At 67.7% G+C, this 26,676-nt stretch carries 24 protein-coding genes; 23 read left to right on the top strand and 1 reads right to left on the bottom strand.

The features are described from left to right. Positions 1–138 precede the first annotated feature (138 nt). Genes ACWCPQ_RS07365 through ACWCPQ_RS07350 form a run of 4 tightly spaced genes read left to right on the top strand, consistent with a single transcriptional unit; the run spans position 139 to position 3,967 of the window. Complete coding sequence (locus tag ACWCPQ_RS07365) at positions 139–2,541, top strand: nitrate- and nitrite sensing domain-containing protein (RefSeq protein ID WP_449895830.1); 2,403 nt, start codon at positions 139–141, stop codon at positions 2,539–2,541. Further along, entirely contained in the window at positions 2,542–2,955 is a 414-nt protein-coding gene (locus ACWCPQ_RS07360) for a roadblock/LC7 domain-containing protein (RefSeq protein WP_058855702.1), read from the top strand. It abuts the gene before it with no gap. A 39-nt stretch (positions 2,956–2,994) separates the two neighbouring features. Further along, positions 2,995–3,369 (top strand): DUF742 domain-containing protein, encoded by a 375-nt coding sequence (locus ACWCPQ_RS07355; RefSeq protein ID WP_449895828.1) that lies wholly within the window; start codon positions 2,995–2,997, stop codon positions 3,367–3,369. A gap of 10 nt (positions 3,370–3,379) precedes the next feature. Next, positions 3,380–3,967 carry a GTP-binding protein gene (locus tag ACWCPQ_RS07350; RefSeq protein WP_449895826.1) on the top strand — a complete coding sequence of 196 codons (588 nt, stop codon included), beginning with the start codon at positions 3,380–3,382 and terminating at the stop codon, positions 3,965–3,967. A 40-nt stretch (positions 3,968–4,007) separates the two neighbouring features. On the opposite strand, the gene ACWCPQ_RS07345 is transcribed toward ACWCPQ_RS07350, so the two are convergent. Continuing rightward, entirely contained in the window at positions 4,008–4,415 is a 408-nt protein-coding gene (locus ACWCPQ_RS07345) for an NUDIX hydrolase (RefSeq protein WP_449895824.1), read from the bottom strand. A 164-nt stretch (positions 4,416–4,579) separates the two neighbouring features. On the opposite strand from ACWCPQ_RS07345, the gene ACWCPQ_RS07340 reads away from it, so the two are divergent. The 19 genes from ACWCPQ_RS07340 to ACWCPQ_RS07250 all read left to right on the top strand — a co-directional run bounded on the left by ACWCPQ_RS07340 (position 4,580) and on the right by ACWCPQ_RS07250 (position 26,654). Further along, positions 4,580–4,990: an Rv3143 family two-component system response regulator gene (locus ACWCPQ_RS07340; RefSeq protein ID WP_449895822.1), complete on the top strand. Its 411-nt coding sequence runs from the start codon at positions 4,580–4,582 to the stop codon at positions 4,988–4,990. A gap of 280 nt (positions 4,991–5,270) precedes the next feature. After that, complete coding sequence (locus tag ACWCPQ_RS07335) at positions 5,271–5,651, top strand: NADH-quinone oxidoreductase subunit A (RefSeq protein ID WP_449895820.1); 381 nt, start codon at positions 5,271–5,273, stop codon at positions 5,649–5,651. A gap of 65 nt (positions 5,652–5,716) precedes the next feature. Beyond that, positions 5,717–6,271 (top strand): NuoB/complex I 20 kDa subunit family protein, encoded by a 555-nt coding sequence (locus ACWCPQ_RS07330; protein ID WP_058855699.1) that lies wholly within the window; start codon positions 5,717–5,719, stop codon positions 6,269–6,271. Further along, positions 6,268–6,993, top strand: coding sequence for an NADH-quinone oxidoreductase subunit C (locus ACWCPQ_RS07325; RefSeq protein ID WP_449895817.1), 726 nt, complete (start codon positions 6,268–6,270; stop codon positions 6,991–6,993). Before ACWCPQ_RS07330 ends, ACWCPQ_RS07325 begins: the two co-directional genes overlap by 4 nt. Then, positions 6,993–8,378: an NADH-quinone oxidoreductase subunit D gene (locus ACWCPQ_RS07320; RefSeq protein ID WP_449895815.1), complete on the top strand. Its 1,386-nt coding sequence runs from the start codon at positions 6,993–6,995 to the stop codon at positions 8,376–8,378. Before ACWCPQ_RS07325 ends, ACWCPQ_RS07320 begins: the two co-directional genes overlap by 1 nt. A 55-nt stretch (positions 8,379–8,433) precedes the next feature. Beyond that, on the top strand, positions 8,434–9,153 hold the full coding sequence (gene nuoE, locus ACWCPQ_RS07315) for an NADH-quinone oxidoreductase subunit NuoE (RefSeq protein WP_449895813.1): 720 nt from the start codon (positions 8,434–8,436) through the stop codon (positions 9,151–9,153). Beyond that, the gene (gene nuoF / locus ACWCPQ_RS07310) at positions 9,150–10,478 is read left to right on the top strand and encodes an NADH-quinone oxidoreductase subunit NuoF (RefSeq protein ID WP_449895811.1); all 1,329 of its coding nucleotides are present in this window, start codon (positions 9,150–9,152) and stop codon (positions 10,476–10,478) included. The genes nuoE and nuoF overlap by 4 nt, the downstream gene beginning before the upstream one ends. Further along, positions 10,475–12,931 (top strand): NADH-quinone oxidoreductase subunit G, encoded by a 2,457-nt coding sequence (locus ACWCPQ_RS07305; RefSeq protein ID WP_449895809.1) that lies wholly within the window; start codon positions 10,475–10,477, stop codon positions 12,929–12,931. Before nuoF ends, ACWCPQ_RS07305 begins: the two co-directional genes overlap by 4 nt. Then, positions 12,924–14,741, top strand: coding sequence for an NADH-quinone oxidoreductase subunit NuoH (gene nuoH, locus ACWCPQ_RS07300; RefSeq protein WP_449895807.1), 1,818 nt, complete (start codon positions 12,924–12,926; stop codon positions 14,739–14,741). Before ACWCPQ_RS07305 ends, nuoH begins: the two co-directional genes overlap by 8 nt. Then, the gene (locus ACWCPQ_RS07295) at positions 14,738–15,586 is read left to right on the top strand and encodes an NADH-quinone oxidoreductase subunit J (RefSeq protein WP_449895805.1); all 849 of its coding nucleotides are present in this window, start codon (positions 14,738–14,740) and stop codon (positions 15,584–15,586) included. The genes nuoH and ACWCPQ_RS07295 overlap by 4 nt, the downstream gene beginning before the upstream one ends. Beyond that, on the top strand, positions 15,583–15,882 hold the full coding sequence (gene nuoK / locus ACWCPQ_RS07290) for an NADH-quinone oxidoreductase subunit NuoK (RefSeq protein ID WP_058855693.1): 300 nt from the start codon (positions 15,583–15,585) through the stop codon (positions 15,880–15,882). The genes ACWCPQ_RS07295 and nuoK overlap by 4 nt, the downstream gene beginning before the upstream one ends. A gap of 77 nt (positions 15,883–15,959) precedes the next feature. Beyond that, positions 15,960–17,846, top strand: coding sequence for an NADH-quinone oxidoreductase subunit L (nuoL, locus tag ACWCPQ_RS07285; protein WP_449895802.1), 1,887 nt, complete (start codon positions 15,960–15,962; stop codon positions 17,844–17,846). Continuing rightward, entirely contained in the window at positions 17,843–19,465 is a 1,623-nt protein-coding gene (locus ACWCPQ_RS07280) for an NADH-quinone oxidoreductase subunit M (protein ID WP_449895800.1), read from the top strand. Before nuoL ends, ACWCPQ_RS07280 begins: the two co-directional genes overlap by 4 nt. After that, entirely contained in the window at positions 19,455–21,077 is a 1,623-nt protein-coding gene (nuoN, locus tag ACWCPQ_RS07275) for an NADH-quinone oxidoreductase subunit NuoN (RefSeq protein WP_449895798.1), read from the top strand. Before ACWCPQ_RS07280 ends, nuoN begins: the two co-directional genes overlap by 11 nt. A gap of 806 nt (positions 21,078–21,883) precedes the next feature. Next, positions 21,884–22,441, top strand: coding sequence for a MarR family winged helix-turn-helix transcriptional regulator (locus tag ACWCPQ_RS07270; RefSeq protein ID WP_449895796.1), 558 nt, complete (start codon positions 21,884–21,886; stop codon positions 22,439–22,441). Continuing rightward, positions 22,434–24,077, top strand: a complete 1,644-nt coding sequence (locus tag ACWCPQ_RS07265) for an MDR family MFS transporter (RefSeq protein WP_449895794.1) — start codon at positions 22,434–22,436, stop codon at positions 24,075–24,077. The genes ACWCPQ_RS07270 and ACWCPQ_RS07265 overlap by 8 nt, the downstream gene beginning before the upstream one ends. A 151-nt stretch (positions 24,078–24,228) precedes the next feature. After that, complete coding sequence (locus ACWCPQ_RS07260) at positions 24,229–24,777, top strand: hypothetical protein (RefSeq protein ID WP_449895792.1); 549 nt, start codon at positions 24,229–24,231, stop codon at positions 24,775–24,777. 202 nt (positions 24,778–24,979) lie between these two features. Then, positions 24,980–25,474 (top strand): copper chaperone PCu(A)C, encoded by a 495-nt coding sequence (locus ACWCPQ_RS07255; RefSeq protein ID WP_449895790.1) that lies wholly within the window; start codon positions 24,980–24,982, stop codon positions 25,472–25,474. Continuing rightward, positions 25,467–26,654: a Dyp-type peroxidase gene (locus tag ACWCPQ_RS07250; protein WP_449895788.1), complete on the top strand. Its 1,188-nt coding sequence runs from the start codon at positions 25,467–25,469 to the stop codon at positions 26,652–26,654. The genes ACWCPQ_RS07255 and ACWCPQ_RS07250 overlap by 8 nt, the downstream gene beginning before the upstream one ends. The last annotated feature ends 22 nt before the right edge of the window (positions 26,655–26,676 follow it).

The following is a 26,676-nucleotide window of genomic DNA, read 5'->3' as shown; positions in this document are numbered from 1 at the left end:
GGTGAGCACAAATCTACTCAGCAGGAACCGGCCGATGACAACGCCGCCACGCCGCATATGCCGGATTCGGTGTCAAAGTGAGTCCTGTTCAATGGGATTCGATGTGCGGGAAACCCGGTGGACGGCTACTTTGTGGCGATGTTCAGAGCGAGGCTCGGTGTCCGCGCCCGGATCCTGGCCATCGCACTCATCCCGAGTCTGACCCTGTTGGTGGCCGGTGTGGGTGCGACGGGCTATCTGATCGACCAGGGGCAGCACAACCGCCAGGTGACCGAGGCGTTACGCGAGGTCTCGGGACCCACTCGCGATGTGTACGAGGTGGTCCAGAACGAACGCCGGCTCACCCTGGCGCATCTGGCCGGTGACCCCAGCGCGGCCGCGGCACTCGCCGCTGTCCGGCCCAACACCGAGCAGGCGCTGCGCGATCTGGTCGTAGGGGCCCAGCGGATCAGGGAGCTGCAACCCGCGGAGATCACCGACGACGTCGGCTCCTTCACCACCCTCACCCAGCAGCTCGGCAATATCCGCAGCGCCGTCGACGCCCGCGCGGTGCCGACCGGCGACGCCTACACCTTCTACGTCCGCGTCCTCGATGCCTTCAGCACCGGCGCACAGCTCTCGAACACCTTCGAACAGAATCCGGAGGCGGTCGGCCAGCTGAGCCTCGTCTCCCGCATCATGCACGCGCTGGAGGCGGCCTCCCGCAGCCACGCCCTGGCCGGCGCCGCGCTGCGCACCGGCAACCCCGTGGCACTGCCCGAGGAATACATCCAGCAGACCGGCTTCTACCACGTCGAGACCGCACTGCTGGCCACCCAGCTCGATCCGGAGATCGGCGAACGGTTGCGCGCCCTGATCGAAAGCCCGGAGTGGCGGTTGCTGGACCGTACGGAGAACACCCTGATCGCGCGCAGTGTCCCCGGCGCCGATCCCACGGCCACCGGTGCCGGGCTCTCACCCGGCCAGCTGACGGCCTGGCAGGCGGCCGCCGACCACGTAAACCAGGAGATGCTGAACCTCTGGGACGACCAGAACCGGCTCATGCAGCAGATCTCGCTGGACGCGGCGGCCCGGACCACCAACCAGTCGCTGCTGATCGGTCTCGCGGTACTGGTGGTCTCCGCGGCGGTGTTCGGGGTCTCCCTGGTGCTGGCCAACCGGTTCATCCATCGGCTGGTCCGGTTGCGCGACCATACGCTGGCCCTGGCCGACGAACGGCTGCCCGATATGCTCGAACGCCTGCGCGCCGGCGAGGATATCGACGAAACCGAGGCCGCGGCCGAACTCGACTTCGGCCGCGACGAACTCGGCGCGGTGGCCACCGCCTTCGAACACGCCCACGCGGTGGCGGTGAACGCCGCGATCACCGAGACGCGCACCCAGGAGGGCGTCAAGGCGATCTTCCTGAACATCGCGCACCGCAGCCAGATCGTGGTCCACAAACAGCTCGAGATACTCGACGAAGCCGAACGGCGCGAAGAGGATCCGGCCATGCTGGACATCCTGTTCAAACTCGACCATCTGGCCACCCGGGAACGCCGCAACGCCGAGAACCTCACCATCCTCGGCGGCGGGAAACCCGGCCGGCAATGGCGCGCCCCGGTACCCCTGGTCGACCTGGTCCGCAGCGCGGTCGGGGAAACCCAGGACTACACTCGGGTCCGGCTGGCCCGGCTCCCCGAACTCCGGATCGCCGGCAACGCGGTCGGCGACCTCATCCACCTGCTCGCCGAACTCGTCGACAACGCCACATCGTTCTCGCCGCCGCAGTCCCGAGTCCAGGTCACCGGTTCGGTCATCGGTAAGGGGGTGGCCGTCGAGATCACCGATCAGGGCATGGGCATCCCCGAGGAAAACCGCGACCGGCTCAACGAACTCCTGGAGAACCCGCCGAATTTCGAGGTCGCGTCCCTGCAGAAGGATTCGCGGCTGGGTATCTTCGTCGTCGCGCAGCTGGCGGCCCGCCACGGTGTCTCGGTGCGGTTGTGGGAGTCGGAGTACGGCGGTGTCCGGGCCGTGGTCATCGTGCCCGGTACGCTGCTGACCGATCCGGCCGAGGAGACCACCCCGCTGGCCGGCCTCCGGCCAGCGCCCTCGGGTACGGAGAGCGGGCCGGAGAACCGTACGGAACCGCTTCCCGAGACCTCTGCCATCGCGACACTGCTGGCGGATCGGCCCCGGGAATCCGATCCCGCCGGTGCGCAGTCCGGCGCGGAACCCGCCTCGGCGGATACCGCGCCCGTTACTGTCCCGGCGCCCCTGCCGGAAGCCCTCGAGACGACCACCGAACCGGCCGTACTGCCCGATGGTCGTCCAGCTTTACCCCGCCGTAGCAGGCAGGCTAAAGTCGCACCGCGACCAGAAGTTTCGGACGCCCCTCAGGCCGCAACGGCGCGGCCCCGTTCGGCCGAGCAGGCCCGGGATCTGATGGCGGCGATCGAGATCGGCACCCGACAGGGCCGTAAGCCGATGCCCGCCGCGGAATCCGGCGCCGGGAGCCCGGCGGCGGATGGCGCATCCCCGGATGAACAGGAAGGCTAAGTGTCCACTTCCACACAAGGTGACCTGAACTGGCTGCTCGACGATCTCGTCGAGCGACTCGCGGGGGTCCGCCTCGCGGTCGTACTGTCCACCGACGGAATGCTGCTGGGCCACTCCTCGAAAATGGATCGCACCGAGGCGGAGCATTTCGCCGCGATGTCGTCCACCCTGCACGGGCTGGCGCGCAGCGCCGGCGCGCGCTTCGAAGGTGGCGCGGTACGGCAGGCCGTGATCGAACTCGATCGCGCCGTCCTGTTCGTCACCTCGGCCGGTGACAACGCCTGCATCGCCGTACAGGCCGCCGCAGACGCCAATCTCGGCATGGTGGCCTACGAGATGAACCTCACCGTTCAGCGGGTCGGCAGCCATCTGTCGACCGGCTCCCGCGGTGGGGCCGGGGCCGAACCCCAGTAACCGCGGAAACAACACAGACGCGATGACGGGTATACGGGCATGACCGGGCAGCGGGAACCCTGGTTCGACGACGACGCCGGACCTCTGGTGCGGCCGTACGCCATCACCAAGGGTCGTACTGTGGGCGCGGGACACGACCTGGATATGCTCACTGTCGTGGTCAAAGCTCGTGGTGCCCCGTCGTTGCGCCGGATCGAACCCGAGTACACCGATATCGTGCACCTGTGCACGGAAGCACAAACCGTGGCGGAGGTGGCAGCCGCCTTGAAACTGCCGCTGGCGGTGACCAAGATTCTCGTCGGAGATCTGATCGGTGACGGCCATCTGATCTTCCGGGCTCCCGTGCAGATGGAGTCCGGTCCCGGCGACTTCAACATATTGCGAGCGGTACTGGATGGAATCCGAAAAATTTGACCCTGCCCGGATGGACCCCGGGGCGCCGGCGCTTGCCGCGTCGGTGAAGGTCCTCATCGCCGGTGGTTTCGGCGTCGGCAAGACCACCATGGTGGCCTCGATCAGCGAGATCCCGCCGCTGCGTACCGAGGAGATGATCACCGAACTCAGCACCGGGATCGATGATCTGTCCGGTGTCGAGTCCAAGACCACCACCACGGTGGCGCTGGACTTCGGCCGGATCACCATCGACAAAGATCTGGTGCTCTACCTGTTCGGTACTCCCGGCCAGGATCGCTTCTGGTTCCTGTGGGACGAACTGGCCCGGGGAGCGCTGGGCGCGGTGGTGCTGGCCGATACCCGGCGGCTGGGTAATTCCTTCGCCGCCATCGACTATTTCGAGCGGCGGGGTCTGCCCTTCCTGATCGCGGTGAACTGTTTCGACGGCGCGCCGCGGTACACGATCGACGAGGTCCGCGACGCGCTCGATCTCGATCCGTCCATCCCGGTGATGCTGTGTGATGCACGCGACCGGGTCTCGGCGAAGAATGTGCTGCTCAGCCTGATCGAGCATCTCATCGAGCGGGCCACCCGCCCGAAGAACCTCACGACCAAGTAGGCCGGCACGGCGGAGCCGTACCGGCTCCGCCCGCCGGAGGTCAGCGGGCGAGGTGCCCGGCCGCGTGGAGTTCGTCGAACAGCAACTGGTCCACCGGCGGCACCAGGGGCCGGTCACCATACCCGAACCAGTCGAGCTCGGCTATCTCGCTGCTGGCGGCCAGCGTTCCGCGATAGTCCGCGCGATAGCAGCTCATCCGGACCCGCACCGCGCCGTCGTCCGCCTCGTACACACCGACCGGTGCCACCGTCTCCGGGACCAGGGCGACGGTCAGCTCCTCGGTGATCTCGCGCAGCAACGTCTGCTCATCGGATTCACCGGCTTCGCGTTTCCCGCCCGGAATGTAGAACACGTCCTTGCCGCGCGGGCGCGCGCACAGGATCCGCCCGTTCTCGACGAGGACCCAGGCGACCGTATCGATGAGCTCTCCGACCAGTTCGTCCGTCACGCGGTCAGCTTAGGCACGCCGCGGCGTTCGTCCGGATCCGCACCGGCGTCCGCCCCCGTCTGCATCCACCGGGACATGTCCGGCATCCACCGGCTGCCACCGCTCGCAGGCCGATCTCGGCCAAGCTGCCACGGATCGTGCGGTCGCGGACGTACCATGCGGACGTGGCCGATGCGAATCCTCCCGCCGCGCTGCGGGTCCTGGTCTACAGCAACGACGCCGACACCCGGAGCCAGGTGATCCTTGCTCTCGGGCGCCGCCCGCACCCGGACCTACCGCCCCTCGAGTACCTCGAGGTGGCCACGGCGCCGGTGGTATTGGAACGGATGGACGCCGGCGCCGCCGACCTGGCCGTACTGGACGGCGAATCCGCCCCGGTGGGCGGAATGGGCCTGGCCAAACAGCTCAAGGACGAGATCGGTGACTGCCCCCCGCTGATCGTGCTCACCGGGCGCGCCGACGATGCCTGGCTGGCGAACTGGTCTCGGGCCGAAGCGGTGGCAGCGCATCCGATCGACCCGCTGCGACTCACCGAGATCGTCGTCGATCTGCTTCGCCGGCGCCCCGCGGCCTGATCCGTGATTGCGTTCTTTCGCTCATAAATCTCAGTCGCGAATTCGATCAAAGGGCTCTACGAATCCGCGTTCGCCCTGCCGCGACAGTTGTAGGCTGTGCTGTAGCTCACATGAGCGCGGGAGATGACATATGACCCGCGTCGACAGATCGGTCCCCCAGCCCACTCACGAATTCGGGGACGATCCGGCGACGGGCCGACCCATCGACCGCCCGACCCCGTTCGCGGAACCCGGTGGCACCACCGCGGGGTTCCAGTTCGCAAGGAGGGGAAGCGCAGTCGTGAACACCGAACTGCCGATACTGGTCCTCGGCGCGGTCGCCGCCGCGTTCGCGGTGATCTCGATCCTGATCGCCGGGCTGATCGGCCCCAAACGCTACAACCGAGCCAAATTACAGGCCTACGAATGCGGTATCGAACCGACACCGCACGCGACGGCCGGAGGCACGGGAAGTATTACCGGACAGCGGTTTCCGGTGAAGTACTACCTGACCGCGATGCTGTTCATCATCTTCGATATCGAGATCGTGTTCCTCTACCCGTGGGCGGTCCATATCGATGCGCTCGGGGTGTTCGGCCTGGCCGCGATGGCTCTGTTCATCGTCAATGTCTCGGTCGCCTACGCCTACGAATGGCGGCGTGGCGGCCTCAGCTGGGACTGAGCCGCGAACCTCCGATCAGCCGCACCGCGCCCCGGCGCGGGCAGATACCCAGGGAGTAGTCGGACATGGGTTTGGAAGAGAAACTGCCCAGTGGTTTCGTGCTCAGCACGGTCGAAGCCATGGCGGGATATATGCGCAAGGGGTCGGTCTGGCCGGCCACCTTCGGCCTGGCCTGCTGCGCGATCGAGATGATGGCCACCGGCGGTGGCAGATTCGATTCGGCACGTTTCGGGATGGAAGTCTTCCGCGCCTCCCCACGGCAGGCCGATCTGATGATCGTCGCCGGCCGGGTCAGCCAGAAGATGGCACCGGTGCTGCGTCAGGTCTACGACCAGATGACCGAGCCGAAATGGGTACTGGCGATGGGGGTGTGCGCGTCCTCCGGCGGAATGTTCAACAACTACGCCATCGTCCAGGGCGTCGATCACGTGGTGCCCGTCGACATCTACCTACCGGGATGTCCGCCGCGCCCGGAGATGCTGCTCAACGCCATCCTCGCGCTACACGAGAAGATCCAGGCGACCCCGATGGGCGTGAACCGGACCGAGGCGATCCGGGCCGCCGAACAGGCGGCGCTGGCGGCCACGCCGACCATCCGGATGGAAGGCCTGCTGCGATGAGCGCCGACCGTTCCGAATCCACCGACAGCCGCGCCGTGGAACCCGAACAGCCGATCGGCCCCACCGACGAGGTCATCGGGGAACGCCGGGGGATGTTCGGTATCTCCGGCAGCGGCGACACCTCCGGCTACGGCCGCCTGGTGCACAAGGTCGCGCTGCCGGGCGGTAGCGCCCCGCCCTACGGCGGCTACTTCGACACCGTGGTCGATCTGCTGCGCGCGGCTCTCGCCGTCGGCGCCGGGTTCGACGCCGCCGTCGAGCGGGTCGTGGTGGACCGCGACGAACTCACCCTCCACATCGATCGCGACCATCTGGTGGAGGTGGCGCGAGTACTGCGCGACGATCCGGCGCTGCGTTTCGAACTCTGCCTCGGTGTCAGCGGGGTGCACTACCCGGACGAATCCGGTCGCGAACTGCGGGCGGTGTACCACCTGAACTCGATCACGCACGGGCGCCGCCTCCGCCTCGAGGTCGGCGCCCCGGACACCGATCCGCATATTCCGTCGCTGTACCGCGTGTACCCGACCTGCGACTGGCACGAACGGGAAACCTACGACTTCTTCGGTATCCGATTCGACGGGCACCCGTCACTGACCCGTATCACCATGCCCGACGACTGGCGCGGCCATCCGCAGCGCAAGGACTACCCGCTCGGCGGGATACCGGTCGAGTACAAGGGCGCGCGGATTCCGCCGCCCGATGAGCGGAGGGCGTACAGCTGATGAGCGAGACCGATTACCGGCCCGGAGTCTCCGGCGGGCCGGACAACGACGACTCCCGAACCGGGCACCCGCCGGCCGATCCGACCGGCGCGAAGTCGACCGAACAGGTGCTGACGGTCGCCGGACAGGACTGGGACGAAGTCGCCGACGCGCTGCGCGGTGCGGGTGAGGAACGCATCGTCGTCAATATGGGGCCGCAGCATCCGTCCACCCACGGGGTGCTGCGGCTCATCCTCGAGATCGAGGGCGAGACCGTGATCGAGGCCCGCTGCGGTATCGGCTATCTGCACACCGGTATCGAGAAGAACCTGGAATTCCGGGCCTGGGCACAGGGCCCCACCTTCGTCACCCGGATGGATTATCTTTCCCCGTTCTTCAACGAAACCGCGTTCTGCCTCGGCGTCGAGCGGCTCCTGGGTATCACCGACGATATCCCCGAGCGCGCCACCGTGATCCGCGTACTGCTCATGGAACTCAATCGCATCTCGTCCCATCTGGTGGCACTGGCCACCGGGGGTATGGAGCTGGGCGCCCTGACGCCGATGCTGTTCGGTTTCCGGGAGCGTGAACTGATCCTCGACGTTTTCGAGAACATCACCGGACTGCGGATGAACCACGCGTTCGTCCGGCCGGGCGGTATCGCCCAGGACCTGCCCGACGACGCGGTGACCAAGGTCCGCGACCTGCTGGCACTGATGCCGAAACGCCTGCGCGATATGGAACATCTGCTCACCCACAACCCGATCTTCAAGGCCCGCACCCAGAACATCGGCTACCTCGATCTGACGGGTTGTATCGCCCTCGGCGTGACAGGTCCGGTGCTGCGGTCCACCGGGCTGCCGCACGATCTCCGTAAAGCAATGCCCTACTGCGGCTACGACACCTACGAATTCACTGTCCCCACCACCGACACCTGCGATTGCTACGGCCGCTACCTGATCCGGATCGAGGAGATGAAACAGTCCCTCGCGATCGCGGAACAGTGCCTGGACCGATTGCGGCCGGGTCCGGTCATGGTGGCGGACAAGAAGATCGCCTGGCCGGCCGATCTGAAGCTGGGCCCCGACGGCCTGGGCAACTCCCCCCGACATATCGGCAAGATCATGGGTACCTCGATGGAGGGGCTCATCCACCACTTCAAGCTGGTCACCGAGGGGATCCGAGTCCCGCCGGGCCAGGTGTACACGGCGGTGGAGTCCCCCCGCGGCGAACTCGGCGTCCATATGGTCAGCGACGGCGGCACCCGGCCCTATCGCGTGCACTATCGCGACCCCTCCTTCACCAATCTGCAAGCCGTGGCGGCGATGTGCGAGGGCGGCATGGTGGCCGATGTGATCGCGGCCGTCGCCAGTATCGATCCGGTGATGGGCGGGGTGGACCGCTGATGCGAGACCTCTGCCGCCGCCGCGGACCATATGCACAGCCTTCGAAGGAGGCGCGATGACCGAGATCCTGTTACGTCTGAGCAGTCGCCCGCAGCCCTATCCGGACGATGTTCGCGCCCGCCTCGAACCGGACGCGAAGGAGATCATCGCGCGGTACCCGCAGCCCCGCTCGGCGCTGCTTCCGCTACTGCACCTGGTGCAGTCGGAGGAGGGGTACGTCAGCAGCACCGGGATCGAGTTCTGCGCGGACCTGCTCGGACTGACCGGTGCCGAGGTGACCGCGGTCGCCACCTTCTACTCCATGTACCGGCGCACCCCCACCGGCGATTATCACGTCGGCGTCTGCACCAATACGCTGTGCGCGGTCCTCGGCGGCGATGCCATCCTCGCGGAACTACGCGAGCATCTGGGGATCGCGCACGGCGAGACCACCGACGACGGCGCCGTCACCCTCGAGCACATCGAATGCAACGCGGCCTGCGACTACGCGCCCGTGGTCATGGTGAACTGGGAGTTCTTCGACAACCAGACCCCGGAATCGGCCCGTGCGCTCGTGGACGCCCTGCGTGACGGGCGAACGGTCACCCCCACCCGCGGAGCGCCGCTGTGCACCTTCCGGGAAACCGCGCGGGTACTGGCCGGTTTCCCGGACACCCGGCCGGGTGTGCTCGACGGCGATCCGGGCGCCCCGACGCTCACCGGCCTGCACACTGCGCGTGAGCAGGGTATGCGCGCCCCCGAGGTCCCGGACGGCCCCGAGAGCGGTGCCCGATGACCCTCACCCCCGTTCTCAGCAGATACTGGAACCTCCCGAATTCCTGGACCCTGGACACCTACCGGGCCCACCAGGGCTACGAGGCGCTGCCGATCGCACTCGCCATGACCCCCGACCAGGTCATCACGACCGTGAAGGACGCCGGGCTGCGCGGCCGCGGCGGCGCCGGGTTCCCGACCGGTATGAAATGGGGATTCATCCCGCAGGCCCCAGAACCCGACGGCACGATGAAACCGCATTATCTGGTGGTCAACGCCGACGAGTCCGAGCCGGGCACCTGCAAGGACATCCCGCTCATGCTCGCGGCACCGCATTCGCTGATCGAGGGCGTGATCATCGCCGCCTACGCCATCCGTGCCGAGCACGCCTTCATCTATCTGCGCGGTGAGGTGGTTCCGGTGCTGCGGCGGCTACAGGCCGCGGTCGCGGACGCCTATGCGGCCGGGCTGCTGGGCCGCGATATCCTCGGCTCCGGTTACGATCTCGAGCTCACGGTGCACGCCGGCGCCGGCGCCTATATCTGCGGTGAGGAAACCGCACTGCTGGATTCGCTGGAGGGGCGGCGCGGGCAGCCGCGGCTGCGCCCGCCGTTCCCCGCGGTCGCCGGCCTCTACGCGAGTCCCACCGTGGTGAACAATGTCGAGTCCATCGCCAGCGTGCCGCCGATCATCCGAAACGGACCGGCGTGGTTCCGGTCCATGGGTAGCGAGAAATCCCCCGGCTTCACGCTGTATTCGCTGTCCGGGCACATCGCCCGGCCCGGGCAGTACGAGGCCCCGCTCGGTGTCACCCTGCGGGAGCTGCTGGGCTACGCCGGCGGTGTACGCGCGGGACGGTCGCTGAAGTTCTGGACACCGGGTGGTTCGTCCACCCCGCTGTTCACGGCCGAACATCTCGATGTGCCACTGGATTACGAGAATGTCATGACCGCCGGGTCGATGCTGGGCACCAAAGCCCTGCAGATCTTCGACGACACCACCTGCGTGGTGCGTGCCGTCCTGCGCTGGACCGAGTTCTACGCCCACGAATCCTGCGGTAAATGCACACCGTGCCGGGAAGGCACCTACTGGCTGGTGCAACTGCTCACGCGCCTCGAATCCGGTCGGGGCACACCGGCCGATCTCGACAAACTCGCCGATATCGCCGACAACATCAACGGCAAGTCGTTCTGCGCGCTCGGCGACGGCGCGGCCAGCCCCATCGTGTCGTCACTGAAGTATTTCCGCGACGAGTACCTGGCACATATGACACAGGGCGGCTGCCCCTTCGATCCGGCCCGCGCCACCGCATGGGCCGGTTCCGCGGCCGGAGAGGGGATCCGATGACAGCGACCGTTCGTTCCGATTCCGCCGATCTGCAACCGGCGGACCTGGTCACCGTCACCATCGACGGCACCACCGTCAGCGTGCCCGCCGGAACACTGCTCATCCGCGCCGCCGAATTGATCGGTATCCAGATCCCGCGATTCTGCGATCACCCGCTGCTCGACCCGGTCGGCGCCTGCCGGCAGTGTCTGGTGGAGGTAGAGGGGCAGCGCAAACCCGTCGCCTCGTGCACCATGACGGTCACCGAGGGCATGGTGGCGCATACCCAGCTCGATTCCGCGGCCGCCGAGAAGGCGCAGCAGGGCGTCATGGAACTGCTGTTGATCAACCACCCGCTGGACTGCCCGGTCTGCGACAAGGGTGGTGAATGCCCGTTGCAGAACCAGGCCATGTCCACCGGCCGCGCGGAGACCCGCTTCGAAGGGGTGAAGCGCAAGTACCCGAAACCGATCCCGCTGTCCACCGCGGTCCTGCTGGACCGCGAACGCTGTGTGCTGTGTGCCCGCTGCACCCGGTTCTCCCAGCAGATCGCCGGTGACCCGTTCATCGAACTGCTGGACCGCGGCGCGCTACAACAGGTCGGGACCGCCGAGCACGAACCGCTCGACTCCTACTTCTCCGGCAACACCGTGCAGATCTGCCCGGTCGGCGCGCTCACCGGCACCAGCTACCGGTTCCGGGCCCGTCCGTTCGATCTGGTCTCCAGCCCGAATGTCTGCGAGCACTGCGCGTCGGGCTGTGCCCAGCGCACCGACCACCGTCGTGGCAAGGTGCTGCGACGCCTCGCCGGTGACGATCCCGAGGTCAACGAGGAGTGGAACTGCGACAAGGGTCGCTGGGCCTTCGCCTATGCCGGTGAGCGGGATCGGATCACCGGTCCGATGCTGCGCGGAGCCGACGGGACCCTGGCCCCGTGTTCGTGGTCCGAAGCGCTCGCGGCCGCCGCACGAGGATTGCGCGCCGGGGTGGGGAACGCGGCGGTACTCACCGGCGGCCGGGTCACCGAGGAGGAGGCGTACGCGTACGCCAAATTCGCGCGAACGGTACTGGGCACCAACGATATCGACTTCCGGTCCCGCGCCCATTCGGCGGAGGAAGCGGAATTCCTGGGCGCCCGGGTCGCCGGCCATATCGGTGCCGTCACCTACGCAAGCCTGGTCACAGCACCGGTCGTATTACTGGCGGGGTTCGAACCGGAAGAGGAATCGCCGATCGTCTATCTGCGGCTGCGCAAGGCGGCCCGGACCCGGAACGTCCCGATATTCTCGCTCGCCGCTTACGCCTCACGCGGCCTGGCACGGATGTCGGGGACTCTCCTGCCCACAGTTCCCGGCAGCGAAGCCCGGATCCTCGCCGAGTTGACCGGACCCGGCACCGATACCGGCCCGGCCCGGCTGCTGCGTGAGCCCGGCGCGGTGATCCTGGTCGGCGAACGGCTGGCGACCGCACCGGGCGCACTGTCCGCGGCCATCCGGCTCGCGGCCGATACCGGCGCCGCCCTGGCCTGGATACCCCGGCGGGCCGGCGAACGCGGCGCGGTGGAGGCCGGCGCGCTGCCGGGACTGCTGCCCGGCGGCCGCCCGGTGACCGACCCCGAAGCACGGCGGCAGGTCGGCGAGATCTGGGGCGTCACCGATCTCCCCGATAAGCCCGGGCGCGATACCGGTGCGATTCTCGACGGTACGGCGACCGTGGGCACCCTGGTGATCGGCGGTATCGAACCCGCCGATCTGCCCGATCCGGCCGCTGCCCGCGACACCCTGCGCGCCGCCGATTTCGTCATCTCCCTCGAACAGCGGCACAGCGAGGTCACCGCCTACGCCGATGTCGTGTTCCCGGTCGCCACGGCGACGGAGAAATCCGGTACCTTCCGCACCTGGGAGGGACGCCCGCGCCCGTTCGCCGCGGCACTCACCGACAGCACGGTACGCCGCACCGCCGCACCACTGTCCGATCTACGGGTACTGCACAGCCTGGCGGCAGAGCTGGGTGTGCCGCTCGGCCTCCCGGATACCGCCGCCGCCCGGACCGAACTCGACAGCCTGGGCGCCTGGACCGGTGCCACGGTCGCCGCACCGGTGTACCCGGCCGCGCGGCCCGTCCGCCCGGAACCCGGCACGGCGGTGCTGGCGAGCTGGCGGATGCTGCTGGACCGGGGCCGGATGCAGGACGGCGAACCGAATCTCGCGGGTATCGCGCGACCACCGGTGGTCAGGGTATCGGCGGCCACCGCCGCGGAAGTAGGCGTCGCCGAGGGCGATCCGATCACCGTCACCACCCCGCGCGGCGCGGTCACCCTGCCGCTGGCGGTCACCGAGATGCCGGACCGGGTGGTGTGGTTGCCGATGAACTCACCCGGCTGTTCGATCCACACCGATCTCGGCGCCCGACCGGGCGATGTCGTCACCTTGCGGCGCGCCGACCAGCGGACGGAGACATCCGACCATGACTGATCTGTCGCTCTTCGGGTACGACCCACTGTGGCTGGTCGCCGCGAAAGCCGTCGCCATCTTCGTATTCCTGCTGCTTACCGTCCTGTTCGGCGTACTGATCGAACGCAAGGTCGTCGCGTGGATGCAGATGCGGGTGGGACCCGACCGGGTCGGCCCGAAGGGCCTGCTGCAGAGCGCCGCCGACGGTGTGAAGATGGCGTTCAAGGAAGATATCGTCCCCGCGATCGTGGACAAACCGATCTTCGTTCTCGCGCCCATCATCTCGGTGGTCTCTGCCGTACTGGCCTTCGCCGTGATTCCGTTCGGCCCGGAGGTCTCGGTCTTCGGCCACCGCACCGCCCTGCAACTCACCGACCTGCACGTCGGCGTGCTGTACATCCTGGCGGTCACCTCCGTCGGGGTCTACGGGATCGTGCTGGCCGGCTGGGCGTCCGGCTCCACCTATCCGCTGCTCGGTGGCCTGCGCTCCACGGCGCAGGTGATCTCCTACGAGATCTCCATGGCCCTCTGTTTCGCGGCGGTGTTCCTGCTCGGCGGCACCATGGCGACATCCGGCATCATCGCCGCGCAGCAGCCCACCTGGTATGTGTTCCTGCTGCTGCCCTCGTTCCTCATCTACTGCATCTCCATGGTCGGTGAGACCAATCGGGCGCCGTTCGATCTGCCCGAAGCCGAGGGCGAACTCGTCGGTGGTTTCCACACCGAGTACTCCTCGCTGAAGTTCGCCATGTTCATGCTCGCCGAATATGTGAACATGGCGACCGTTTCGGCGCTGGCCACCACCATGTTCCTGGGTGGCTGGCGGGCACCGTTCCCGATCGATCTCTGGGAAGGTGCGAATTCGGGGTGGTGGCCGCTGCTGTGGTTCACGGCCAAAATGTGGATGTTCCTGTTCGTCTTCATCTGGCTGCGCGGCACCCTCCCCCGGTTGCGCTACGACCAGTTCATGAATCTCGGCTGGAAGCTGCTCATCCCGACCTCACTGGCCTGGGTGATGGTGGTGGCCACCGCACGTGTCCTCGATCTGGAAGGCTATCCGGTACGTACCCCGATCCTCGTGATCGGCGGTCTGCTGCTCGCCGGCCTCCTGGTCGGGCTGTTCCTGCGGGCCGGCAACGCTCCGGCCCGCGCACCGGAGTTCGGTCCCGAGGACGACCTGCCGGCCGGGAACGCGCCGCCCGGAGCGGCCGAAGGCACTCAGGTCTTCCTGGGATTCCCGACTCCGCCGCTACCGGAACAGACCTCGACCATCACCTCCTCTCCCGGTCTTCTCGAACCCCTGGCGGGCTTCGCGGTCACCGCACTCACCATGTTCAAGAAGCCCAACACCGAGTTCTACCCCGAGGAGAAGGTGCCCACCGCACCCCGGTACCACGGCCGCCACCAGCTCAACCGGCACCCCGACGGCCTGGAGAAATGTATCGGTTGCGAACTCTGTGCCTGGGCCTGTCCCGCCGACGCCATCTACGTCGAGGGCGCCGACAACACCGACGAAGAGCGCTTCTCCCCCGGTGAACGCTACGGCCGGGTATACCAGATCAACTACCTGCGCTGTATCGGCTGCGGGCTGTGCATCGAAGCCTGCCCGACCCGGGCCCTGACGATGACCAACGAATACGAACTCACCGACGACAATCGGGCCGATCTCATCTACGAGAAGGACCGGTTGCTCGCCCCGCTCGCCCCGGAGATGCAGGCCCCGCCGCACGCGATGCAGCCCGGGACCACCGAGGACGACTACTACCTCGGCCGGGTGGAGGCCGCACCGGACCGGCCGACAGCCGACACCGCGCAGGGAGGCACCCGATGATCGAGATCGAATCGGCTCTGCTCGCCGCACCGCCGCTGACCGGGGCCGGGACCGGCGAAACGGTCCAGTTCTGGATCCTGGCCCCGCTCGCGGTACTCGGTGCCCTCGGAATGGTGTTCGCCACCAAGGCGGTTCATTCGGCGATCTGCCTCGCCGCGACCATGATCACGCTGGCGGTGTTCTACATCGCCCAGGACGCGCTGTTCCTCGGAGTGGTGCAGATCGTGGTGTACACGGGCGCGGTGATGATGCTCTTCCTGTTCGTGCTCATGCTGGTCGGCGTCGATTCGGCGGAATCACTGCGGGAGAACTTGCGCGGGCAGCGAATCGCCGCGGCGGTGGTCGGTATCGGATTCGGTGTACTGCTGTGCACCGGTATCGCGCACGGTGTCCGCAACTCCGGAATCGAATTCCCCGCCGACGGTTTCCCGGGCCGCGATGTGATCGGTGCCCTGGCCGAGTTGATCTTCGTGCGCTACGTCTGGGCCTTCGAACTCACCGGCGCGCTGCTCATCGCCGCCACCATCGGCGCCATGCTGCTCGCCCATCGCGAGCACTTCGGCCCGAAACTCGGCCAGCGTGAACTGTCGCGCCGGCGGTTCCGTGACGCCGGGCACCGGCCCACACCACTGCCCACCCCCGGTGTCTACGCCCGGCACAACGCGGTCGATGTCCCGGCGCGGCTCCCGGACGGATCGTTCGAAGAGCTGTCGGTATCGACCATCCTGCGCCACCGTCGGACCCAGGCGCTCACCGATGCGGCTGTGCTCTCGGTCGGTTCGCCGGCCGACACCGGAGCCACCACCGGAACCGCCCGCCCCGCCGACGAGGAAGGTACCCGGTGAATCCCGAGAACTATCTGTTCCTTTCCGCGCTCCTGTTCACCATCGGCGCCGCCGGGGTCCTGCTACGACGGAACGCGATCATCGTCTTCATGTGTATCGAGCTCATGCTCAACGCGGTGAACCTCGCGTTCGTCACCTTCGCCCGCATGCACGCGAATCTGGACGGTCAGGTCTTCGCCTTCTTCACCATGGTGGTGGCCGCGGCCGAGGTCGTGGTCGGCCTCGCCATCATCATCACCATCTTCCGTGCCCGCCGTTCGACCTCGGTCGACGACGCCAACCTGCTGAAGTTCTGACGTGCTCGGGTCACGCGCGGAGGCGGTAGCGCAGCGTAACCACGCAGCGCCCCCGAGCATGCCGAAAGGACACTGACGTGGATACCGCAACGCTGTGGCTGCTGCCCGCCCTGCCCCTCGCAGGTGCCGCCGTACTGCTGCTCACCGGGCGTCGCTCCGACGCATGGGGTCATCTGCTCGCCACCGTGACGGCGCTGGCGTCGTTCGTCGTGGCGGTGATCGCATTCGCCGCGATGCTGGGCCGCGCCGACGCCGACCGTGCTGTGGCGCTGGACCTGTTCAGCTGGGTACCGGTAGCCGGGCTCCAGGTCGACTTCGGACTGGCCCTGGACCAGTTGTCGATCTGTTTCGCGCTGCTCATCACCGGCGTCGGATCGCTCATCCACATCTACTCCGTCGGCTATATGAGCGGCGATCCCGACCGCCGCCGGTTCTTCGCTTATCTGAACCTTTTCCTCGCAGCTATGCTGCTGCTGGTACTGGCGAACAACTACCTGGTGCTGTACCTGGGCTGGGAAGGTGTCGGCCTGGCCTCGTATCTGCTGATCGGGTTCTGGTACCACAAACCCTCGGCGGCCACGGCGGCCAAGAAGGCTTTCGTGGTGAACCGGGTCGGCGATATGGGTCTGGCGATCGCCATGATGATCATGTTCACCACTTTCGGGTCCCTCGATTTCACAGCGGTTTTCGCCGCCTCCCCTGGGGCGAGCGACGCCACACTCACCGCGGTGGGCCTGTTCCTGCTGCTGGCCGCCTGCGGTAAATCGGCTCAGGTACCGCTGCAATCATGGCTCGGCGATGCCATGGAGGGCCCCACGCCGGTGTCGGCGCTCATCCACGCCGCCACCATGGTCACCGCCGGTGTGTATCTGATCGCCCGTTCCAACCCGATCTACGACCTCGCCCCCACCGCGCGGGTCGCGGTGGTGGTGGTCGGTGCGGTGACCCTACTGTTCGGCGCGATCATCGGTTGCGCCAAGGACGACATCAAGAAGGCGCTGGCCGCCTCCACCATGAGCCAGATCGGCTATATGGTGCTGGCGGTCGGGCTCGGCCCCGCCGGTTACGCGGTCGCCATCATGCACCTGCTCACCCACGGATTCTTCAAGGCCGGCCTGTTCCTGGGTGCCGGTTCGGTCATGCACGCCATGGACGACGAAACCGATATGCGGCGCTACGGCGGCTTGCGCACCCTGCTGCCGATCACCTATGTCACCTTCGGTCTCGGCTATCTCGCGATCATCGGAGTACCGCCGTTCGCCGGGTTCTTCTCCAAGGACCGCATCATCGAGGCCGCGTTCGCCGCCGAAGGCGCCGCCGGTCCGATCCTGGGTACCGTGACCCTGCTCGGCGCCGGACTCACCGCCTTCTACATGACGCGGGTGATGCTGCTGACCTTCTTCGGTGCGCGGCGCTGGAAGCCCGATACCCACCCGCACGAATCCCCGGCCGTGATGACCGGTCCGATGATCCTGCTGGCCCTCGGATCGATCGGCGCCGGAGCGATTTTCGTCTGGGGTTCCTCGTTGCAGAACTGGCTGGCACCGGTCGTCGGGGAGCATCACGGCGAACCCGTCCTCCCGGTACCGGTCATCACCGGGCTCGCGCTGGCGGTGGTCGCGGTGGGCGTGGGAGTCGCCTACCGGCAGTACGGACGCAGCGCGGTACCCGACAGCGCACCGGAGCAGGTGACGGCGCTGACCGTGGCGGCCCGGCGCGATCTCTACGGTGACGCCGTCAACGAGGCCACCTTCATGCGGCCCGGGCGCCACCTGACCCGGGCCCTGGTATTCCTCGACAGCCGCGGTATCGACGGTCTCGTCAACGGTACCGCCGCGGTCATCGGCGGATTGTCGGCGCGGGCCCGCCGGATCCAGACCGGTTTCGTCCGTTCGTATGCCCTGTCCATGTTCGCCGGCGCGGCCCTGGTGGCCGCCGCCCTGCTGGCCGTGAGGATCTGGTGAGCGCTGTGCCCTGGTTGTCCGTGCTCTGGCTGTTGCCCGTGGTGGGCGCGGCGGTCGTACTCCTGCTGCCGGCCACGCAGCGACTACTGGCCCGCTGGGTCGGCCTGATGTTCGCGATCGCGACCTTCGGAGTGGCACTGGGTGTGGCTGCCGCGTTCCAGCCCGGCGGTGATCAGTTCCAGTTCGTCGAATCCCACACCTGGATCCCCGCGTTCGGCGCCGGCTACACCCTCGGGGTGGACGGAATCGCACTGGTCCTCGTGTTGCTCACCGCCGGATTGGTGCCGTTGCTCATCGTCGCCGGCTGGCACGACGACCGTGAGGTGGGCACCGGAAAACGAGTGGCGCACACCTATATCGCGCTCACACTGCTGGTCGAGGCCATGGTGCTGGTGTCCTTCCTGTCTCTGGACATCCTGCTGTTCTACGTGTTCTTCGAGGCCATGCTCATCCCGATGTACTTCCTCATCGGTGGCTTCGGGCCGCGCACCGACAACGCACAGGTCCGGCAGCAGCGCTCCCGCGCGGCAGTGAAATTCCTGCTGTACAACCTCTTCGGCGGCCTGATCATGCTGGCCGCCGTGATCGGCCTCTATGTGCTGACCGTCCAGCAGGACCTCGGCGCGGACGGTGTCGGGACCTTCGATCTGCGTACCGTGGTGGCGGCCGCGAACTCCGGCCAGCTCGGCGCCGGGCCCGCGGTACTGAACGCCCTCTTCCTGGGTTTCATGTTCGCGTTCGCGGTGAAGGCGCCGCTGTGGCCGCTGCACACCTGGCTACCGGACGCGGCGGTGTCCGCCACTCCGGCGAGTGCGGTGCTGATGATGGCGGTGGTGGACAAGGTCGGCACCTTCGGCATGCTGCGCTATTGCCTGCTGCTGTTCCCCACCGCCGTCGACACCTACGCGCCGCTGGTGATCACGTTGGCCGTGATCGGCATCATCTACGGCGCTCTGCTCGCCATCGGCCAGACCGATGTGATGCGGTTGATCGCCTACACCTCGATCTCGCATTTCGGTTTCATCGTGCTCGGTATCTTCGCCATGACCAGTCAGGGCCAGACCGGCGCGACGCTCTACATGGTCAATCACGGCCTGTCCACGGCAGCGTTGTTCCTGGTGGCCGGGTTCCTGGTCTCGCGGCGGGGCAGCAGGGTCATCGCCGACTACGGCGGCGTGCAGAAGGTGGCGCCGGTCCTGGCCGGATCCTTCTTCATCGCCGGTCTCGCCACGCTGTCGCTGCCCGGCCTGGCCCCGTTCGTCAGCGAATTCCTGGTGCTGATCGGTACGTTCAGCCGATATCAGGTGGCCGCGGTGATCGCCGCCGGCGCCCTTGTCCTGGCCGCCGTCTATGTGCTGTGGCTGTACCAGCGGATGATGACGGGCCCGGTGGCCGAGGGCAGCGATCGGATCCGGGATCTGGTGCCCCGCGAACTCGTGGTCGTGGTACCGCTGCTGGGCGCGTTGATCTTCTTCGGCGTCTACCCGAAGCCGGTGCTCGATTTCATCGATCCCGCGGTGACCCAGACCCTCACCACCGTCGGCAGTGTCGATCCATCACCGCCGGTCCCGGCTCAGCCGGAGGCGGCGAATCCCGGAGGTGTGCGTCATGAGCGCTGAGCTGTCCGCCGGCGCGGTCCTTGCCGCGTCCGTACCCGCCCCCAGTATCGAATACCACGTCCTGGCACCCGTTCTCATCGTGCTGGGCGCGGCCGTCGCCGGTGTTCTCGTCGACGCGTTCTGCCCGCGACCGTGGCGATATTTCGCGCAGCTGATCCTGGCCCTGGCGGCACTGCTGGCCGCGCTGGTGGCCGTGCTCCTGCTCTCGGGGACCGCGACGACGGCCGCGGTCGGCGCGGTCGCCGTGGACGGGGTCACCCTGTTCCTGCAGGGCACCCTGCTGGTCGTCGGCATCCTGTCGGTGCTGTTCGTCGCCGAGCGGGGCCCACTGCCCCGGCCGCGCTCCGGTCCGGGAACCTGGAGTCGCGCCGCTGCCACCGCCGACTACGGTATGGACGCTTTCACCCCGCAGGCGTCCGCCGTACCGGGCAGTGGCGCCGAACGATCAGCGGCCACCGCGGGTATCACGCCCACCGAGGTGTTCCCGCTGCTGCTCCTGGCAATGGGTGGCCTGCTGCTGTTCCCGGCCGCGAACGATCTGCTCACCATGTTCGTCGCGCTGGAAGTCCTCTCGTTGCCGCTGTACCTGCTCTGCGGGCTGGCCCGCCGGCGCCGGCTGCTCTCCCAGGAGGCCGCGCTGAAATACTTCCTGCTCGGCGCGTTCTCCTCGGCTTTCTTCCTCTACGGTGTCGCGCTGCTGTACGGGCAGGCCGGGACCGTCCGCCTCGCCGGTATCGCCGACGCGCTCGCCGCCGACTCCGGCGCGCCCACCCTGGCGCTTCTCGGAGTGGCGATGCTGGCCGTGGGATTGCTGTTCAAGGTCGGCGCGGTGCCGTTCCAGGCATGGGTGCCCGATGTGTACCAGGGCGCCCCCACACCGATCACCGCGTTCATGGCGGCCGCGACCAAGATCGCCGCGCTGGGCGCGCTGATGCGGGTGCTGTCGGTGGGTGTCCCGGGGATCGCCGACGATTGGCGGCCGGTACTCGCCGCGATCGCCGTGGCCACCATGCTGGTGGGCGCGATCCTCGCGATCACCCAGACCGATATGAAGCGGATGCTCGCGTATTCCTCCATCGCCCATACCGGGTTCCTGCTCACCGCCCTGGTGGCCGCCGACGATCGTGGTATCGCCGCGACCCTGTTCTATCTGTTCGTCTACGGGCTCGGCACGCTCGGCGCCTTCGCCATCGTGAGTATGGTCCGCGAAACCGACGGAACCGAGGCGACAGCGCTTTCACGGTGGGCCGGCCTGGGTCGGCGGGCACCCTGGCTCGCCGGTGTGTTCTCCCTGCTGCTGCTCTCGTTCGCCGGTATCCCCATCACCGCCGGTTTCGTCGCCAAATTCGCGGTGTTCCAGGCCGCTGCCGGTAGCGATGCCGGATTGCTGGTGATCGTCGGTGTCCTGGCCAGCGCGATCGCCGCGTTCTTCTATATCCGGGTGATCGTGCTGATGTTCTTCACCGACCCACCGGCCGATCCGCCCGAAGTGGCCGCTCCACCCGCGGCGATCACGGTCGCGGGAGTCGCCGCATTCGCCACCCTGATTCTCGGCATCACTCCGCAACCGCTGCTGGACCTGGCCGATCGGGCCGGCGAATTCGTCCGCTGACCGGGCTGCCGGCTCAGGATTCCAGGCCGCACAGCTTCCGGCCCGCCGCCCGTTCGGCCGGGAACAGCGCGGCCGATCACGCATCGATCTCGGCTCAGGGCGGATTCGGCTTCGCCCCGGGCGGCGGTGTCTCGCCCACCGATTCGTAGATCACCGACCACAGGCAGTGATAGTTCACCGTCACCGTCGCGGAGCAGCTCCGGTGACTCCTGGAAGTGCGGGGTCACGATCGCATAGGACATGGGCTTCCGGCCTCCGATCGAACGACCGGTCGGGCTAGCCGGAACCGGGGAACGCCGATCGAACGAAAGGTGTTCCGCCGCTGTGCACACCGTGTCGCCGGGGCGGGTGCCCCGAGATCCGGGGCTTCGTCCCGCCGCGCTCGCAGGCCTCGAGCGATGAGCCGCGCAGCGATCCCCGGCCCGGAGGGGACTCCCGGGCTCGTCCCGCGGCCCCGGCTGCCCTGCTGTCGAGGGTCGTCGGGCCCGTGCTGTTCCACCGGGCCGCAGTTGTGCGAGGTCGGCCGGGATTCGCTCCGCCCGCGCGCCCGGCGAGGGCGCGGACCATCTGCTTGGCGCGGGCCCTCCCGGCACTGACAAAAGCCGATGAGTCTCCCGAACCGGGCGATCGACGGGCGCCGATGCATTCTCGCCCGAGCTTCCGATTGCTTCGGCAACGCGTGGTCGAGATCACGACGTCTTACCTGGTGGAGTGTGGGAATACGCACACTTCACATTTGTTGATTAGCGAAAGCAACAATCATATAGTTGATTACCGCAAGCAACTTAACAAGGTCTGGAGTACGTATGAGAATTCCCCCGAGCACCGCACAGGGCATCCTCGACGAACTCTTCCTCATCAGCCGGGCGCTACGCCGGTCCCTGGCTCAGCCCGAAGAGGGCCGACTACTACCGGGTGGAATCAGCGTCCTGGTCAACCTCGAATCGACCGGCCCGTGCCGGCAGGTCGAACTCGCCGACCGGATAGGTATCAGCGCCTCGGCCATGAGCCGCCACATCACCGAACTGGTCGCCGACGGCTACGTCCTGCGCAACACCGACCCGCGCGACGGACGCGCCATCCGGGTCGAGGTCTCCCCCGCCGGTCACGAACTGCTCGGCCGGATCCGGACATCCCGGGTCCGCGGCCTGCAGGAGGTACTGGCGGACTGGTCTGTGGAAGACGCCGAACACGCCCACCAGATACTGAGCACCCTCCGCGGCCGGCTCATCGCCCGGGACGGTCGCGGTGCCGCGACTCAGAACCACGAGCAACCATCCTGCTCCGCATCCGCGGATACGCAGCGCAGCGTCACGGAAAAGGCCGGGCAGCAATCGAAAGAGAGTCAGGAAATAGATGTCTAGATCAGTCGAGGCGGTGACGCGGCCGGACCCCTACGCGATGAGTCACCGCGAAGTTCTCGAATCGCTCACCGGGCTGCTGGCCGCGCTGTTCACCGCGCTGCTCAGCACCACGATCGTGGCCACCGCGCTGCCCACGATCATCGGTGACCTGCAGGCATCGCAGACCGCCTTCGCCTGGGTGATCACGACCGCGCTGCTGGCCAACGCGGCCTCCACCCCGATCTGGGGCAAACTCGCCGACCTGTTCAACAAGAAACTCCTCGTCCAGACCGCGATCGTCATCTTCGTGGCCGGTTCGGTCATGGCGGGTTTCGCGCACAATGTGGCCCTGCTGCTGGCTGCCCGCGTCGTTCAGGGCATCGGAATGGGCGGCCTGACCGCACTCGTCGTCGCCATCATCGGCAGTATCGTCGCGCCGCGTGAACGCGGCCGCTACTCGGGATACATGGGCGCGGTGATGGCCGTATCGATGTCGGGTGGACCCATCCTCGGCGGCGTGATCGTCGACAGCCCACTCGGCTGGCGCTGGTGCTTCTTCGTCTGTGTCCCGCTGGCGCTGATCGCCCTGTTCCTGCTGCAGCGCACCCTGCGCCTGCCCACCGACCGTAAGAACGACGTGTCCATCGACTGGCTCGGCGCCGTCCTGATGACCGCCGGCGTATCGATCCTGCTGATCTGGGTCTCCTTCGCCGGTAAAGCCGGGTACTACGAGTGGTTCTCCCGCGAATCGCTGCTCTATGTGCTCGCCGGCGTCGCACTGCTCGGCGCGACCGTCTGGGTCGAAGCACGGGCGAAATCGCCGATCGTGCCGCTGCGGATCGTCACCGAACGGACCACCGGACTGGCGATCATCGCATCCATCGCCGTCGGCGTCGGTATGTTCGGCGCGACCACCTTCCTCGGACAGTACTTCCAGACCGCACGGGGTTATTCGCCGACCGTGGCCGGCATCCTGACCATCCCGATGGTCGCGGGCATGCTCGTCGCCTCGGTGGGCTCCGGCCAGTTGATCACTCGCTTCGGTCAGTGGAAGCCGTTCGTCGTCGGCGGCGCGGGCCTGCTGGTCGTGGGCTTCGCGCTGCTCGGCACGATCGATCACGCGACGAATCTCTGGCTGGTCGGTGCGTTCATCGCAGTCGTCGGCCTGGGCGTCGGCATGATGATGCAGAACCTGGTGCTGGCCGTACAGAACACCGTCAGCGTGCACGATATCGGCGCGGCGTCCAGCAATGTCGCCTTCTTCCGCACCTTCGGTGGCGCCATCGGCGTCTCGGTCCTGGGCTCGGTGCTGGCCACTCGGGTGAGCGAGCTGTCCGCCCAGGGGTTCCAGCGACTGGGGATCCAGGCATCCGGAAGCGGCGGCAGCAACCTCGATCTGGACAGCCTCCCCGGACCGATCGCCACGATCGTGCGGGCCTCCTACGGCGACGCCACCGGCCGGATCTTCCTGATCGCCGCGGTCGCGGCGGTGGTGGCGCTCCTGGCGACCGTCCTGCTGCCGAACCGGCCGCTGCGGCGCACGATCGATATCGAACCCGGGCTCGACCCGATGCGCACCGACGACGAGGATGCGGCCGGCCGCCGCGGCGGCGCGGATACCGGCGAGTTCGACCGGGAGCCGGCGCTGCAGCACTGAGCGCGGAACATCATCGGAGCAGACCCCGGGTATCACGAAGATACCCGGGGTCTTACGCGTTCACCGTCCCCCTGACCGACTTCTCCACCGCCACTGCGGTTCTCCGGGACCGAATCCGCCGAATGACTACGACCGCACGTAGTATGGGTGCGTGTCCCGTCCCGCATCGACCCGCGCGCGAGTACGCGGCGCGTTCGTCGGGGCGGCGTCGGGGACGGTGAGTATCGCCGCCCACGCGATCGGCGGCGGGACCGTCACACTCGGGTATTCGGCGACTGCCCTGCTCCTCGGCGGTTGTGCGATCGCCGGCGCACTGGCGACGACGCTGCGCACGCGACGGGGCGCGGTTCCGTTACCGGTATTGCTCGTCTTCGGCCAGGTAATCGGGCACAGTGCGCTGGCCGCCGCCCCTGGACATCAGCATGATTCGGCATCGACGGCACCCATGCTGATGGCGCATCTGCTCGCGATCCCGGTTGGCGCGGTACTGATCCATGCCGCGGAACGCGCGGCCGGGTACGCGATATCGCGGCTGAAAAAGGCTCTGCGCGGTTCGTTCGCCCGGTCGGTCGTTCTCCCCCGGACCGTGCTCGTTCCGAGCTCGATTCGCCGGTCGGTCCGGCGACTGCTCCTGTCCTCCGGCGCCGGGACCCGGGGTCCGCCCCCACCGGTGGTCCGGTTCTCACTCACCGCAGTGTGATCGCCGCCGAGGCGGTGCACGCTCCGGATATCGGCTCGTCGAGAAGTTCTCGCCGTCGCACGCCCCGGACACGAGTCCGGAGTGCGCCGCTGCTGCGCGCCCGGTGAACTTCGACCTCGACGGGCACCCCACTCCCTCGAACGGAGCACTCGTGTCATTTCGCCCGCCGGCGTCCCGTGCCGGCATCCCCAGAATTCTGCGTGTGGTCGTCGCGGCGACCACCGTCCCGCTACTCGCCGTCGCGTGTTCCTCCGGCGCCCCGGCCACTGCCGCCGATTCGGTGACGATCACCGATCAGTGGGCCAAGGCCGCCGACGGTGGGATGTCGGCCGCATTCGGCGAACTTCGCAACTCCGGTACGCGAGAGGTCACCGTCGTCTCGGCGAGCAGTCCGGTATCCGCCGCGGTCGAATTGCACGAGGTCACCACCGACGGCGGTGGCGCGAAATTCATGCGGCCCAAGGCGGGCGGCTTCGTCGTGCCGGCTCACGGCGCACTGGAACTGGCCCCCGGCGGGGAACACATCATGTTCATCGACCTGCACGGTGCGTTGCGCACGGGAACGGAAGCTCCGGTCACGCTGACCTTCTCGGACGGGTCCACCACCACCTTCACCGCGCCGGTGCGTGACTTCTCCGGCAACCAGGAGGACTACCGGCCCGACGGCGGGGCCCGACCGCCCGCACACGGTGACTGAACGCCGCGGGCAACGCTTCGATCGGCGGCGCTTCCTGGGTGGCAGCGCCGCCGGCGCAGTGGGCTTCGGGGTAGGTGCGGCGTCCGCGGCCGTACTGCGCGATACCGATCCGGGCGAACCGGCGACCGAGCCGTTCTACGGCCCGCACCAGGCCGGAATCGCGACCGTCCCGCAGGTCGGCGTCGCTTTCGTCGCCATGGATCTGCGGCCCGGGACCACCCGCGACGAGCTCACGGGTGCCCTCCGGATCTGGACCGACGATGCCGCTCGCCTGACCCAGGGCCGGCCCGCGCTGGCCGATACCGAACCGGAGTTGGCGTTGCGACCCGCCCGCCTCACCGTCACGGTCGGACTCGGCCCCGGAGTTTTCGAGCGCTGCGGACTCGACGCCGAACGGCCGTCCTGGCTGACACCGTTGCCACCGTTCCCGATCGACAAGCTCGACCCCGCCTTCTGCGGCGGGGATGTGCTGTTGCAGATATGCGCCGGGGAATCGACTGCGGTAGCGCACGCGGTGCGGGTGCTGTGCCGCAGTGTGCGCTCACTGATGTCGGTGCGCTGGGTCCAGCGCGGATTCCGCAACGGAGCGCCGGGAACCACGCCGCGGAACTTGATGGGCCAACTCGACGGCACCGCCGGTATCGCCGCGGCGGATTTCGATCGGCTCGTCTGGGACGACGGATCCGCGCACCCGTGGCTCGCGGGTGGCACCTCGATGGTGCTGCGCCGGATCGCGATGACATTGGACACCTGGGACGAAATCGATCCGGAGGCAAGGGAACTCACCGTCGGCCGGACTATCGCCACCGGTGCGCCACTGACCGGGACCGGCGAGTTCGACGAACCGGATTTCACGGCGGTGGACACCAACGGAATCGCGGTCATCCCGCCGTCGTCGCATATCGCTCGCGCCCACCACCGGCACGAGGGTGAACGATTCCACCGGCGCGGCTACAACTACGACGACGCCCCGGGCCCCGGGGCGATCTCGAACTCCGGACTGCTCTTCACCGCCTACCAGCGGGATCCGCGGGCCCAGTTCCTTCCGGTCCAGCAGCGACTGGCCGAGTTCGACGCGTTGAACGTGTGGACGACACCGGTCGGTTCCGCGGTTTTCGTGATTCCGCCCGGAGTCCGTGAGCCCGGCGAGTACATCGGCGGGACCCTGTTCGAATCCTGATCGCCACCGATGCCGGTGCTGC

The sequence above is a fragment of the Nocardia sp. NPDC001965 genome (assembly GCF_053594175.1).
Note: the sequence above shows the minus strand (reverse complement) of the source record. Positions and strands in the feature narration are given on the sequence as shown.

Excerpts from the sequence above, each read along its gene's own strand:
- nuoE (WP_449895813.1), top strand. The coding sequence starts at position 8,434 with ATGACCGAGATCCTGTTACGTCTGAGCAGTCGCCCGCAGCCCTATCCG.
- ACWCPQ_RS07350 (WP_449895826.1), top strand. The coding sequence starts at position 3,380 with ATGGACCCCGGGGCGCCGGCGCTTGCCGCGTCGGTGAAGGTCCTCATC.
- ACWCPQ_RS07325 (WP_449895817.1), top strand. The coding sequence starts at position 6,268 with ATGAGCGCCGACCGTTCCGAATCCACCGACAGCCGCGCCGTGGAACCC.
- ACWCPQ_RS07295 (WP_449895805.1), top strand. The coding sequence starts at position 14,738 with ATGATCGAGATCGAATCGGCTCTGCTCGCCGCACCGCCGCTGACCGGG.
- nuoH (WP_449895807.1), top strand. The coding sequence starts at position 12,924 with ATGACTGATCTGTCGCTCTTCGGGTACGACCCACTGTGGCTGGTCGCC.
- ACWCPQ_RS07305 (WP_449895809.1), top strand. The coding sequence starts at position 10,475 with ATGACAGCGACCGTTCGTTCCGATTCCGCCGATCTGCAACCGGCGGAC.
- ACWCPQ_RS07355 (WP_449895828.1), top strand. The coding sequence starts at position 2,995 with ATGACCGGGCAGCGGGAACCCTGGTTCGACGACGACGCCGGACCTCTG.
- ACWCPQ_RS07265 (WP_449895794.1), top strand. The coding sequence starts at position 22,434 with ATGTCTAGATCAGTCGAGGCGGTGACGCGGCCGGACCCCTACGCGATG.
- ACWCPQ_RS07320 (WP_449895815.1), top strand. The coding sequence starts at position 6,993 with ATGAGCGAGACCGATTACCGGCCCGGAGTCTCCGGCGGGCCGGACAAC.
- ACWCPQ_RS07330 (WP_058855699.1), top strand. The coding sequence starts at position 5,717 with ATGGGTTTGGAAGAGAAACTGCCCAGTGGTTTCGTGCTCAGCACGGTC.
- ACWCPQ_RS07365 (WP_449895830.1), top strand. The coding sequence starts at position 139 with ATGTTCAGAGCGAGGCTCGGTGTCCGCGCCCGGATCCTGGCCATCGCA.
- nuoF (WP_449895811.1), top strand. The coding sequence starts at position 9,150 with ATGACCCTCACCCCCGTTCTCAGCAGATACTGGAACCTCCCGAATTCC.
- nuoN (WP_449895798.1), top strand. The coding sequence starts at position 19,455 with ATGAGCGCTGAGCTGTCCGCCGGCGCGGTCCTTGCCGCGTCCGTACCC.
- ACWCPQ_RS07270 (WP_449895796.1), top strand. The coding sequence starts at position 21,884 with ATGAGAATTCCCCCGAGCACCGCACAGGGCATCCTCGACGAACTCTTC.